The 13490-nt window shown below is 49.1% G+C and carries 11 protein-coding genes and 1 pseudogene; 10 read left to right on the forward strand and 2 right to left on the reverse strand.

What is annotated here, in order from left to right:
- The first annotated feature begins 56 nt into the window (after window positions 1-56).
- From ptsP (K0036_RS06775) to K0036_RS06820, 10 genes and pseudogenes are all read left to right on the forward strand, one after another.
- Window positions 57-1682 (forward strand): phosphoenolpyruvate--protein phosphotransferase, encoded by a 1626-nt coding sequence (ptsP, locus tag K0036_RS06775; protein WP_025644133.1) that lies wholly within the window; start codon window positions 57-59, stop codon window positions 1680-1682.
- 233 nt (window positions 1683-1915) lie between these two features.
- Window positions 1916-2662, forward strand: coding sequence for a DeoR/GlpR family DNA-binding transcription regulator (locus K0036_RS06780; protein WP_220431022.1), 747 nt, complete (start codon window positions 1916-1918; stop codon window positions 2660-2662).
- Window positions 2663-2665: 3 nt separating this feature from the next.
- Window positions 2666-3586, forward strand: a complete 921-nt coding sequence (gene pfkB, locus K0036_RS06785) for a 1-phosphofructokinase (protein WP_025644129.1) — start codon at window positions 2666-2668, stop codon at window positions 3584-3586.
- A gap of 13 nt (window positions 3587-3599) precedes the next feature.
- Window positions 3600-5530 (forward strand): annotated as a pseudogene (locus K0036_RS06790) (PTS fructose transporter subunit IIABC).
- A 47-nt stretch (window positions 5531-5577) separates the two neighbouring features.
- Entirely contained in the window at window positions 5578-5835 is a 258-nt protein-coding gene (locus K0036_RS06795; RefSeq protein WP_025644127.1) for an HPr family phosphocarrier protein, read from the forward strand.
- 17 nt (window positions 5836-5852) lie between these two features.
- Window positions 5853-7475 (forward strand): phosphoenolpyruvate--protein phosphotransferase, encoded by a 1623-nt coding sequence (ptsP, locus tag K0036_RS06800; protein WP_173693001.1) that lies wholly within the window; start codon window positions 5853-5855, stop codon window positions 7473-7475.
- Window positions 7476-7587: 112 nt separating this feature from the next.
- On the forward strand, window positions 7588-8970 hold the full coding sequence (locus K0036_RS06805; protein ID WP_173693002.1) for an NCS2 family permease: 1383 nt from the start codon (window positions 7588-7590) through the stop codon (window positions 8968-8970).
- Window positions 8971-9060: 90 nt separating this feature from the next.
- Window positions 9061-10368 carry a D-serine ammonia-lyase gene (dsdA, locus tag K0036_RS06810; protein WP_420341582.1) on the forward strand — a complete coding sequence of 436 codons (1308 nt, stop codon included), beginning with the start codon at window positions 9061-9063 and terminating at the stop codon, window positions 10366-10368.
- Between the two features lie 23 nt (window positions 10369-10391).
- On the forward strand, window positions 10392-10868 hold the full coding sequence (moaC, locus tag K0036_RS06815) for a cyclic pyranopterin monophosphate synthase MoaC (protein WP_025644119.1): 477 nt from the start codon (window positions 10392-10394) through the stop codon (window positions 10866-10868).
- 13 nt (window positions 10869-10881) lie between these two features.
- Entirely contained in the window at window positions 10882-11385 is a 504-nt protein-coding gene (locus tag K0036_RS06820) for an aminoacyl-tRNA deacylase (protein ID WP_025644117.1), read from the forward strand.
- 7 nt (window positions 11386-11392) lie between these two features.
- Here K0036_RS06820 and K0036_RS06825 read toward each other — a convergent pair whose 3' ends face one another.
- Window positions 11393-12679 carry a sensor histidine kinase gene (locus tag K0036_RS06825; protein WP_173693005.1) on the reverse strand — a complete coding sequence of 429 codons (1287 nt, stop codon included), beginning with the start codon at window positions 12677-12679 and terminating at the stop codon, window positions 11393-11395.
- A 12-nt stretch (window positions 12680-12691) separates the two neighbouring features.
- The gene (locus tag K0036_RS06830; protein WP_259283404.1) at window positions 12692-13333 is read right to left on the reverse strand and encodes a LytR/AlgR family response regulator transcription factor; all 642 of its coding nucleotides are present in this window, start codon (window positions 13331-13333) and stop codon (window positions 12692-12694) included.
- Window positions 13334-13490: the final 157 nt, after the last annotated feature.

Consider the following 13490-nt stretch of genomic DNA (forward strand, 5'->3'; position numbering starts at 1 on the left):
TATATAGTGCTAATTACCAATAAAAGATACGAATGAAACAGTAGAGGGTATAAGGTATGATTACACTGACGGGGAAAAAGGTGTCCGAGGGCATAGCCATCGGGAAACTGACTTTTTACAAGAGAGATACAAAGGAAAATCGCCGCATCTATGTAAAGGATGTGGAGAAAGAGGTCATGCGTTTCCAGAAGGCCCGGCAGAAGGCAATATTGGAATTGAAGATTCTCTATGACACAGCGGCGAAGGAAGTGGGAGAAGCCAATGCCGCCATTTTTGAGATGCAGCAGGCAATCCTGGAAGACCAGGATTTTATAGATCAGATTACGAATATCATCGCAACCCAGAAGCTGAATGCAGAATATGCCGTCCAAAGCGTAGCGGAAGGCTTTATATCAGATGCGGTAGCGAAGGAGAAAGACTATGTGCAAGGACACGATGCAGACGTGAAAGATGTGGCAAACCGTGTCCTTCGCATTCTGTCCAGAGGCTGGAAGGACAAGATGCTGACGGATGAGCCTTTTGTACTGGCGGCGGGCGAACTGTACCCGAGCGAGGCAGTGCAGCTGGATAAGACCAAGGTGCTGGGATTCGCTACGCGGTATGGAACGATCAATTCCCATACGGCGGTACTGGCGCGCACGAAAGGAATCCCCTCTGTTATCGGACTTGGGGAGGCGCTTAAGAAAGATTACGAAGGCAAGACGATCATCGTTGACGGTTTTGAAGGCAAGGTTTATATTGAGCCTGATTATACTACGATTACCAGGATGAAGCAGAAGCAGGATGAGAAGCACACTCATGTGAAGAACCTGGAGCGTCTGAAGGGAAAGGACAATATTACCCAGAGCGGACAGCGGATTGATGTCTGCGCCAATATTGGAAGCCGGGAAGACGTAGAGAATGTTATCCGCTGCGACGCAGGCGGAATTGGACTGTTCAGGAGCGAATTTTTGTATATGGAGAATGGGGCCAAGCCTCCGACAGAGGAACAGCAGTTCCAGGCTTACAAACTGGCGGCGGAATCCATGGGCGCGAAAAAGGTGGTTATCCGTACTGCCGACCTTGGAGGAGACAAAGTGGCGGAATGCCTGGATCTGGGCGAGGATGACAATCCAGCCATAGGGTATCGTGGAATCCGCGTCTCCCTGGATAAGGAAGAACTATTCAAGACCCAGCTGCGGGCAATTCTGCGGGCATCCGCATTCGGAAATCTGTCGATCATGTTTCCGATGATAACATCCATTGAAGAAGTGACACATGCCAAAGTCATGCTGGAAAGAGCCAAGAGGGAATTAAAGGATGAAAAAACTTCCTTTGATGAGGAGATCCCTGTAGGCGTTATGATCGAGACTCCGGCGGCTGTCATGATAAGCGGAGAATTAGCCAGAGAGGTTGATTTCTTCAGTATTGGAACCAACGATCTGTCCCAGCTTACTCTGGGGATGGACAGGCAGAACAGAAGGCTTGATAAGTTCTATGATCCTCGTCATCCGGCATTGCTTAAGATGATTCGGATTATTGCCAATAATGTTCATCTGGAAGGCAAGCATATCAGCATCTGCGGAGATCTGGCAGCAGATTTGGAACTGACGGAATATTTTATCCAGATAGGAATCGACGAACTGTCGGTGGCTCCGAACCAAGTACTGAGCCTTCGCAAGAAGATCAGAGAAATTCAGTAAATTCAGATAAGATGATAGAGAATAAGAATAAGAATCACCATGATATCACATGATAATCATGGTGATTTTTCTTTTGCGCCAGCTGTCTATTGTGCATAATTTTTGCCGGTGTGATTTGGTGATTATTTTTGACTGAATATGATTGACTTTGACTGAAAGTGATTGTATCATAAGGATAAAGATGAACGAAATTGAATGAAGTTGAACGAATATGACTGAGGGAGGGACAGGAGATGCTGGCAGAAGAACGCTACAATGAGATATTAAGGCTTGTAAATGAGAAAAAGACGGTTACCGTACAGGAATTGACGGAGGTGCTTGATACTTCCGAATCGACGATCCGCAGAGATCTGACCACGCTTCATAAGAAGGGAAGCCTGATCAAAGTGCACGGAGGGGCCACGGCTCTTAGCGTGGAAGGAATGACCAGGGACGCATCCCTCACTGTTCGCAGAGATATGAATATAGAGGAAAAGGTAGCAATCGCGAAGTATGCGGCAGCTCTGATTGAAAAGGATGATTTTGTCTATCTGGATGCGGGAAGCAGCGTAGATCTGATGATCGACTATATCGTAGAGCAGGAAGCCATCTATGTCACCAACGCGATTGGCCATGCGCAGAAATTGTTGCAGAAAGGGTGCAGGGTCTTTCTGCTGGGCGGCGAGTTAAAAGAAGTGACAGAGGCAATCGTAGGCGCAGAGGCGATCGACAGCCTGAAAAGATATAACTTTACAAAAGGCTTTTTCGGGGCTAACGGAGTACATAGGGAGCGCGGCCTGACGACGCCGGATATTACAGAAGCGCTGGTGAAGGAAAAGGCAATGGAACAGTGCGCGAACCGCTATGTACTGGCGGATTCTACCAAGATCAACCAGATCTCTTCGGTGACCTTCGCCGGATTTGAGGAAGGAATGATCCTGACTACCAGGCTGCGGGATGCGTCCTACAAGGCATGCAAGAATATATTGGAGGTTGGATAAAACATGATTTATACGGTAACATTTAACCCTTCCCTGGATTACGTCATCCAGACGGAAGAACTGGTGCCCGGCAGGATTAACCGGACCACCCATGAATGCATCTACCCGGGAGGAAAGGGAAACAATGTATCAGTGATACTGTCAAACCTGGGACTAAAGAGCAAGGCCCTTGGGTTCGTGGCCGGCTTTACCGGCGAAGCCCTTGAGAAGATGCTCAATGATTATGGGTGCTACACGGATTTTATCAAATTAAAAGAAGGATTTACGCGGATCAATGTAAAAGTCAATGCAAAGGAAGAGACGGAGATCAATGGACAGGGCCCGGTGATTACCAATGAGGCGATCGATCTTTTGTATGAGAAGCTGGATCAGCTGGAGGAAGGGGATGTACTAGTGCTTGCGGGAAGCATTCCCAATACGCTGCCCTCGGATATGTATGAGCGGATCATGGAAAGACTTGAAGGCAGGAATATCCGGGTGGCGGTAGATGCCACAAAGGAACTGCTGCTAAATGTGCTAAAATACCATCCTTTCCTGATAAAGCCCAACAATCATGAACTGGGCGAGATGTTTGGAACTACCATTGAGACGCAGGAAGAGATCATCGAATATGCGGGAAGACTAAAGGAGATGGGGGCCAGGAATGTGCTGGTGTCAATGGCCGGTGACGGCGCGCTTCTCCTGGCGGAGGACGGAAGCATTCATAGCGGGAAGCCTCCCAAAGGCAAGGTACTCAATTCCGTAGGGGCAGGCGATTCTATGGTGGCGGGATTTTTAACCGGATACCTGAATACCGGAGATTATGAAAAGGCGTTCAGACTGGGAGTCGCAACCGGAAGTGCAACGGCATTTCTTTATTGGCTGGCAGCCAAAGAGGATGTAGCGAGGCTGCTTAATGAGGATCCAAAGGAATATGGATTATAGGAGGGAAAAAGAGATGAAAATTGTAGACTTGCTCAGGAAAGAGAGCATTAACCTAAATGGAGAGGTCCGCTCAAAGAAGGAGACCATTGACCAGATGGTAGATCTTATGGCTGCGGGAGGCAACATTGCGGACGTGGATATATACAGAGAAGGCGTATATAAAAGAGAAGAGGAAGGTACCACGGGGATTGGGGAAGGAATCGCGATCCCGCACGCCAAGACTGATGCCGTCAAGGCACCGGGGCTAGCGGCCATGGTGGTGAAGGAAGGCGTGGACTATGATTCTCTGGATGGAGAGCAGGTTCATTTGATCTTCCTGATTGCCGCGCCGAATACAGAAGACAATGTTCATCTGGAAGTATTGAGCAGGCTTTCCATGCTGCTGATGGATGACGGATTCCGTGAGAATCTTATGAGTGCCGGGACAAAGGAGGAATTCCTGGGCTATATCGACGCCGCGGAAAAAGAGAAGTTCCCCGAAGAATCCAAAGAGCAGAAGGAAAATGATAAAGAGGATAAAAAGGCTATCAGATTCTGGCAGTCACCGCGTGCCCGACCGGTATCGCCCATACCTATATGGCGGCCGAAAGCCTGGAGAACAAGGCGAAAGAGATGGGCTACACGATCAAAGTCGAGACCAACGGGTCAGGCGGGGATAAAAATGTGCTGACAGCCGATGAGATCGCCGGATGCGACTGCATCATCATCGCTGCGGATAAGGATGTAAAGATGGCAAGATTCGATGGCAAGCCAGTCATTATTACGAAGGTTGCTAACGGAATCAGCAAAGCAGAAGAACTGATTACGGAAGCCATGAGCGGCAAGGCGCCAATCTATCGCAGCAAAGGCACGGATGAGGCGGCGTTAAGCCAGGACGGGGAAGGCCTGGGAAGAAAGATCTACAAAAGCCTGATGAACGGCGTATCCCATATGCTTCCATTCGTGATCGGCGGCGGCATCCTGATCGCCCTGTCCTTCCTGGTGGACAGCGCCAATGCGGGAGCCGCGGACTTTGGATCCGGGACGCCGCTTGCGTTGTTCTTCCATACGGTGGGCAATACTGCGTTTGGCATGATGTTCCCAATCCTGGCCGGATATATCGCGATGGCAATTGCGGACAGGCCGGCGCTGATGCCCGGCATCGTGGGCGGATTACTTGCCAAGGCGGGAACATCCGTATTCCTGCCGGAAGACCAGTGGGTATCTTCCGGCTTCTTCGGAGCGCTGATTGCCGGCTTCGTTGCAGGCTACCTGATGGTGCTGATTAAGAAACTGCTAGATAAGCTGCCCAAATCCCTGGAAGGCACCAAGCCGGTACTGCTGTATCCTTTCCTTGGCATCCTGGCAATGGGGGCGATTATGATATTCCTTGTAAACCCTCCGGTAGGAGCCTTTAATACCTGGCTGAATGATATGCTGGCAGGCATGGGAGAATCCAGCAAGATCCTGCTGGGAGCCGTCTTAGGCGGGATGATGTCCATTGACTTCGGAGGACCATTCAACAAGGCGGCCTATGTGTTCGGAACAGCGGCCATTGCAAGCGGCCAGATTGACATCATGGCAGCAGTCATGATCGGGGGCATGACGCCGCCAATCGGCATCGCGCTGGCGACGACCTTCTTTAAAAACCGGTTTACCAAGAGTGAGAAGCAGACCACGGTTACGAACTATATCATGGGTCTATCCTTTATTACGGAAGGGGCCATTCCTTTTGCGGCATCCGATCCGCTAAGAATCATACCTCCATGCGTAGTGGGCTCTGCTGTGGCAGGGGCATTGTCCATGGCATTTGGATGTGGTTCAAGAGCTCCTCACGGAGGAATCTTCGTTATCGGGATCGTGGAGAATGCGCCGATGTTTCTTCTGGCGCTGGCAATCGGGGCCGTGGTAACCATGGCAGGAATTATACTTTTGAAAAAACCGCTTCCTGTAGAAAAACAATAGACAGCGAAAATAAAAATAATTATAATAAAGAAGAGGAGAATGAAACGATGAAAGAATTCCAGTACACCATTACGGACCCGGAGGGAATCCATGCAAGACCAGCTGGCCTGCTGGTTAAGAAGGCCAACGAATTTACATCCAAGATTATGATTGGAAAGGGCGGCAAAAGCGCGGATGCCAAGAGAATCTTTGGAGTTATGGGCCTTGGAGCCAAAAAAGGCGACGAGATATTCATGACGGCAGAAGGCGCGGATGAGGATACAGCGGCCCAGGCACTGGAAACATTTTTAAAAGAGAACCTGTAAAAGGGGATGATGAAAAGATGATTACACTAACAGGAAAAAGCGTATTTGGCGGAGTCGCAATCGGCAAGATTGCATTTTACAAACGAAATGAGATTACGATCAAAAGGATTCATGTGGATGATACCGAAGGGGAAGTAAAGAGATTCGAGACGGCGAAGGAAAAGGCAGTGGCCCAGCTTCAGGAATTATATGATAAGGCGATGGAGGACGTGGGCGAATCCAATGCCATGATATTCGAGATCCATCAGATGATGCTGGAGGACCTGGACTATGTAGAGTCTATCGTAAATATCATTACCACCCAGGAAGTGAATGCCGAATATGCTATTGGCACCACGGCAGATAACTTTGCAGCCATGTTCCAGGCTATGGATGATGCATATATGCAAGGACGGGCAGCCGATGTAAAGGATGTATCCGAACGGCTTCTTCAGGTGCTGTCCGATAACAGCACCGATGCAATGAAGATGGATGAGCCGGCGATCATCGCTGCGGATGACCTGGTTCCAAGCGAGACGGTACAGCTGGATAAAGAGAAAGTACTGTCCTTCATCACCATGCATGGATCTGCCAATTCACATACTGCCATTCTTGCAAGGACGATGAACATACCAGCAGTGATTTCTCTTGGAGAAGACCTGAAAAAGGAGTATGACGGGAAACTTGCCATTGTTGACGGACTGGAAGGAAAGGTCTACATCGAGCCGGATGCAAAGACCATGGAGGCCATGCAGGAAAAGCAGAGGAAGGACCAGGAGCAGAAGGAACTTCTGGAGCAGTTAAAAGGCAAGGAGAACATAACAAAGAGCGGACAGAAGGTAAATCTGTACGCGAATATCGGGAACCTTGCCGATGTAGGCGCTGTTCTCAAAAATGACGCTGGCGGCATCGGGCTGTTTCGAAGCGAGTTCCTCTATCTGGAAAGCGAGACGTATCCGACAGAAGAACAGCAATTTTCCGTATATAAGACGGTGGCGGAGAATATGGCCGGCAGAAAGGTCATTATCCGAACCCTGGATATCGGCGCTGACAAGCAGGTGGATTACTTTGGGCTTTGCAAGGAAGAGAATCCGGCTATGGGATACCGGGCAATCCGTATCTGCCTTACAAGGCCGGAGATATTCAAGACCCAGCTTAGGGCATTGTACCGGGCATCCGCATTCGGACAGATCGCGATCATGTTTCCTATGATCATCTCGGTTAATGAAGTGCGAAGAATCAAGGAAATCATTGAGGAAGTGAAGAAGGAACTGACGGAAGAAGGGATTGCCTTCCGGGAGGATGTAGAGCTGGGCGTCATGATCGAGACGCCGGCGGCAGTCATGGTGAGCCGGGAACTGGCAAAGGAGGTTGATTTCTTCAGTGTCGGAACCAACGACCTGACGCAGTATACGCTGGCGATCGACCGCCAGAACCAGCAATTGGACGCATTCTACGACTCCCATCACCCCGCGGTCCTGGAGATGATCCGCATGGCAGCGGCGAATGCCCATGCAGAAGGAAAATGGATTGGCATCTGCGGGGAACTGGCGGCGGACTTAAGCCTTACGGAGACATTCCTTGAGATGAAGATTGACGAGCTTTCCGTGGCGCCTGGCATGGTGCTGCCACTTAGAAAACGGATCAGGGAAGCCCGGTAATAGTTATTGATAACAATAATTAATAGATAGACCCATTTACTTTATGGGTCTATTTTGTTAATATTAACTTGTTATTGTTTCTAATGATGAGAGACGAAAAGGAGGGAAACACATGTTAGAAAAGTTTTTTAAACTGAGTGAGAATGGCACGGATGTAAAGACTGAGATCCTGGCCGGAATCACGACATTTATGACAATGGCCTATATCCTTGCTGTTAATCCCAGCATTCTTTCCGCTACAGGAATGGATCAGGGAGCCGTATTTACTGCTACGGCGCTGGCATCTTTGATTGGCACATTGCTGATGGCATTATTTGCGAATTATCCGTTTGCACTGGCTCCGGGCATGGGACTGAATGCTTACTTTGCATACACGGTTGTCCTGGGAATGGGATACAGCTGGGAGGTTGCGCTTACCGCCGTATTCGTGGAAGGTATTATATTTATCATCCTTTCGCTTACCAACGTGCGTGAAGCGATCTTCAATGCGATTCCGAAGAACTTAAAGGCTGCTGTCAGCGTAGGTATTGGTCTGTTTATCGCATTTATCGGCCTGCAGAACGCAAAGATCGTTATCGGAGGCTCCACGCTTCTCCAACTGTTCTCTGTGGACAAGTACAATGAGGCAAATGGAGTGGCAGCATCCTTTAATGATGTAGGAATCACGGTACTTCTTGCGATTATTGGCATTATCATTACCGGAATCCTTGTAATCAAGAACATCAAAGGCAATATCCTGTGGGGCATCCTGATTACTTGGCTGCTTGGAATCATCTGCCAGTTTGCCGGCTTATACGTTCCAAATCCGGAACTTGGATTCTACGGGCTGCTTCCTGATTTCAGCAGCGGACTGTCAGTGCCAAGCCTTGCGCCGATATTCTGCAAGCTTGACTTTACAGGAATCTTCTCATTGAACTTTATTGTTGTAATCTTTGCATTCCTGTTTGTTGATATGTTTGACACCATTGGAACATTGATCGGCGTATCATCCAAGGCAAATATGCTGGATGAAAACGGCAAGCTGCCACGTATCAAAGGCGCGCTTCTTGCAGATGCGGTTGGTACGACGGCAGGCGCACTGCTTGGTACTTCTACTACCACGACATTCGTAGAGAGTGCATCCGGCGTATCAGAAGGCGGAAGAACAGGCCTTACGGCAGTGACTACGGCGATCCTGTTTGGGCTTGCCCTGTTCCTGTCGCCAATCTTCCTCGCGATTCCTTCTTTCGCGACAGCGCCGGCTCTGGTAGTCGTAGGATTCTATATGCTGACTAACGTTGTCAACATCGACTTTGACGATATCGCAGAAGCGCTTCCTTGCTATATCTGTATTCTGGCAATGCCATTCTTTTACAGCATTTCAGAAGGTATCTCCATGGGAGTCATCTCTTATGTAGCCTTGAATCTTTTGACAGGAAAGGCTAAGGAGAAGAAGATCAGCATACTGATGTATGTGCTGGCAGTATTATTTATATTGAAATATATATTCCTGTAAAATATAATGGGAATAGGAGATTTGAACGACAAGGGACCGGAATTTCCGGTCCCTTTTTTAAAAGGAGGTAAGGGAATGGACAGAAAGTATATGGAGATACCAGTGGTGAAGCAGATCGCGGAGGCAGAAGAAGTAGGATGGGTGAATCCAAAATGGAGGCCATGGAGTGAGGCAAAGGATAGCCTTGGCATATCGATGGAGGACATTGAGGACGCAGAGGCGAGACTTTTACGCTTTGCTCCCTTTATAATGAAATGCTTCCCGGAGACAGCGGAGCGAAATGGGCTGATTGAATCCGCCCTGACACCGATACCGAAGATGCAGGAATTTCTGAACCAGACGTATGGAGATCCGATTCAGGGACGTCTCCTTCTGAAGCAGGACAGCCACCTGGCAGTGGCTGGCTCTGTGAAGGCAAGGGGAGGGATATACGAAGTGCTGAAGCATACGGAAGACCTGGCTTTGGAAGCAGGGCTTATCACGCTTGAAGATGACTATTCCAAACTGGCAATGGATGAATCCAGGGAATTCTTCAGCCAGTATACCATACAAGTAGGCTCTACCGGCAACCTGGGCCTGAGTATTGGAATCGCCAGCGCGGCGGTGGGGTATGAAGTTATCGTGCATATGTCTGCGGACGCAAAGCAATGGAAGAAGGATATGCTGCGAAGCCATGGAGTAAAAGTGGTGGAATATGAGTCGGATTACAGCGAGGCAGTAAAGAATGGCAGAAAGGAATCAGACGCCAATCCGAAGAGCTACTTTGTGGATGATGAGAATTCCAAGAATCTATTCATGGGATATGCAGTGGCCGCGAAGCGCCTGATCGGACAGATGGAAGAACTGGGCATCCAGGTGGATGAAGAGCATCCATTGTTTGTCTATATTCCCTGCGGCGTAGGCGGCGCTCCAGGTGGCGTGACGTTTGGCCTGAAGGAGATATGGGGGGATCATGTGCATGTGTTCTTTGTAGAGCCTACCCAGGCTCCTTGCATGATCCTTGGAATGGCGACCGGGCTCCACAATCAGATCTGCGTGCAGGATGCAGGGCTTACCGGGCTCACCCATGCAGACGGCCTGGCGGTGGGGCGTCCGTCGGGATTCGTAGGAAAGGTTATGGAGCCTCTGCTAAGCGGCGAATTTACGCTGAAGGATCAATGGCTCTATGAATATATGAGGGCTTTATGGGATACGGAGAATATCTTCATCGAGCCAAGTTCCTGCGCGGCATTTGAGGGACCGCTGAAACTTATGCGTTATGATGAGACTCGGAAGTATATCAAGGAACATGGCCTGGAGGACAAGATGGAGCAGTCTGTCCATATCGCGTGGGCGACCGGAGGAAAACTGGTTCCGGAAGATATCCGTGAAGAGTATAAGAATACATATCTGGACTAGGACAGAAGGCAGGAGGAGAAAAAATGGAATTCAGTCATTTTGATGAGGATGGCAATGCGGTAATGGTAGATGTCTCCGGCAAAGAAATCACGCAAAGGAGAGCCCTGGCGGAGGGAAAGATCCGGGTAAGCCGGGAAGTGTTTGAAGCCATCGCCGGCAGGAAGGTGAAGAAGGGCGATGTGCTGACGGTAGCCCAAGTGGCAGGGATTATGGGAACGAAGAGGACGGCGGAACTGATTCCTATGTGCCATCTGCTGAATCTTACCAACTCGGAAGTCAGGTTCGAGATGAACCCCGAAGAACTTGAGATCAAGGCCTTCTGCCAGGTTAAGACGGAAGGAAAGACAGGGGTGGAGATGGAGGCGCTGACCGGCGTGTCGACGGCGCTTCTGACCATATATGACATGTGCAAGGCCATTGACAAGCGGATGGTGATCGAAGAGATCCATCTCTGTGAAAAGAGCGGCGGCAAAAGCGGAACATTTATGTTTGAAAAGTAGAGGAGAACGGGATATGGCGGCAGACAGGGTAGAAAAACTATTAAAGAAGCAGGCATTCCAATATGAGATCAGGGACTGCGAGCGGGATTTCGAGAGCACGGAAGATTCCATGGAGCTGCTCCATATCCCGGCGGAAAAGATTGCAAAGACGCTGGCCTTTGCTGCGCCTATCGGGGCTAATATAATCATATTGTCAGGGGATGCCAGAATCGACAATGCAAAGTACGAGAAATGCTTCAAAGTTAAGCGCATCGTGCTGGATGAGGAGGACCTGTTGGACTATACGGGCTGCAGGCCTGGCTCCGTTAGCCCTATCGCTCTTCCCAATAAGCGGGCAAAGGTCTATATGGACATTTCCCTGCAAAGATATATGGATGAATATGTATATACATCCGGCGGCACAGGAAACAGCGCCATCGGCATCTGCAGCAGAGATCTGTACCAAGTGACCGCATGCAAGGGCTGGGTAGATATAGGTACAGGCTGGAAGAAAGAAATGGCAGATGAAGAAGAATAGTCTTCCCCTAGAGCCGGATCAGCATGGTTACCGTGAAGGTATCCTCCGTGTAGGAGATATCCAGCGTGCCATTATATCGATCTATGATTTCACGTATATTTCGGATGCCGAGTCCATGGGACTTGGCATCTTTTTTGTCCGACAGGATATGGCCGTTTTTCTCCACGATGGGGTTTGCCTTCTGGTTCGAGATCTCATAGCTGAAGTAGCCGGAATCCGTGGAACGGGCCTTTACGGAGATCTTTCTTGCGGCAGGCTCTCTGATCTTCAGGGAAGCCTCTATGGCATTGTCCAGAGTATTGGAGAACAAGGAGCAGAGGCTGACAGAGTCGATGCTCTGTATATTATGGAGATCGACATGGAAGAAGCAGTCAATGCCTTGCCCGACTGCCTGGCTGTATTTGGCATTAAGAACGGCATTGACGATGCTGTTCTTGCAGAATACCCGGTTTTGCACGGCAATCTGGGACTCTACTTCTTTAAAATATTCTTCGGCTTCCATTCTGTTTTCGGAATAAAAAAGATCCTTTATCACACTTAAGTGATGATTCATGTCATGGCGTAACTTACGGATCTCCGTCTGATTGCGTTCCAGTTCTTCATAATATTCCTGCTGCAGCTTCAGGTTATTCCGCTCTGCCTCAAGGCGGATGCTGTTGGAAAAATATCCGGCCAGGCAGAGGCTTCCTATGTTGGTAATGATGCAGGCCAGGGCGCATAGCCAGATCTTGTAGCTTTGTGCCGGCGCATAGTAGATGACGGTAGTGATGCTGACCAGCGAAGCCAGACAGACCGTGCCCAGCAAGATCCAGGTGTTCTGGTCGAAGAGCCTGCTGAAATCATAAAGTCTCTGGTGGAAAAGCCTATACAGCACATACCAGAAGAGGATATGCAGGAATGCATCTGACAAATAACAGAATATGCTTGCAAAAAGTGTGGCATCTAAAGATAAATATACTACACCCAACAGATCCTGGATGAGAAAATTTAATGAGATGACCAGCGGATAAAAGATTGCCACCGACGCAAGCTTGGGTAAGGCTCTTCCTTTGAACGCAACCAGCATCAGCGCGGTAAACCACAGAAGATCTAAGGTCACATTGAACATATCGTTGGTAAAGATGGTCATTCCAAAGAGAAAGTAGCAGGATACGCCTATGACGGCGGTCCAGAACTTTCCGTCCTTTCTTGGAACTACAGAGTACAGCAGTCTGCAGAAAAAAGGAAGCCCAAAGGCGTACAGGCATTTGGAAAAGACTTCTATTATTGTGGATACGGACTCTTGATTTTGCATTTTTTTCCTCCCTTATTGGAGCAGCGCCCGGGCAAAGGCGATCTCCAATTGCTGTCTGTAAGTCCTGCTGACAGGCAGGAAATGATCCCCGCACACGCATCCGTCAGGTTCCAGGGCTGTGATGTGGTTGAGGTTTGCCAGATATCGGTTATGAATTCGGATGAAATAGTCCGGCAGCTGCTTTTCTACTTCTCCCAGTTTTCCATAAAAGTCCAGTTTCCCATCTGCTGTTAAGATGGAGATCTTTCTTCGGTCGCTGCAAAAGGCCAGGATCTGTTTTAATGGGACTCTCAAGATGCCGGATTTCTGCTCAACCGTATAGAACTGCTCGCCCAGATTGCCAAGCAGTTTTAATGCCTGTTCTAACACCTCCAGGATTTTCCGGTCTTCGTAAGGCTTCAGGATATAGTGGAATGCATGGACGTCATAGCCCTGGAATACAAAGTCAGGGTAAGCGGTCACGAAGATCAGGATGGTGTCGGACTCCATCCGCCTTAAGGAGCGCGCAGTCTCCATGCCATTTAGTCCATCCATCTCAATATCCAGAAAGAGGATATCAAGTCCATCCGTCTGGGAGCCTGCGAGCAATGCCTCGCCGGAAGCATATTCCAGGATGCGGTATTCTTCCCCCCAGTAGCTGAAGCTTCCTTTCAAGCGGGACTCTCAATGCCTTTTGCATCTTTGGGTCGTCATCGCATATTCCGATCGTGATCATATTTCCACCGTCTCCTTATCATGCCTCTGCCGTCAGGCAGAAGGCTTCTAAACGATATTATACAGAAATATCCGGGTTTTGCAAACTTTACAGAAA

Source organism: [Clostridium] scindens (assembly GCF_019597925.1).
In the GTDB taxonomy this organism is placed as follows: Bacteria; Bacillota; Clostridia; order Lachnospirales; family Lachnospiraceae; genus Clostridium_AP.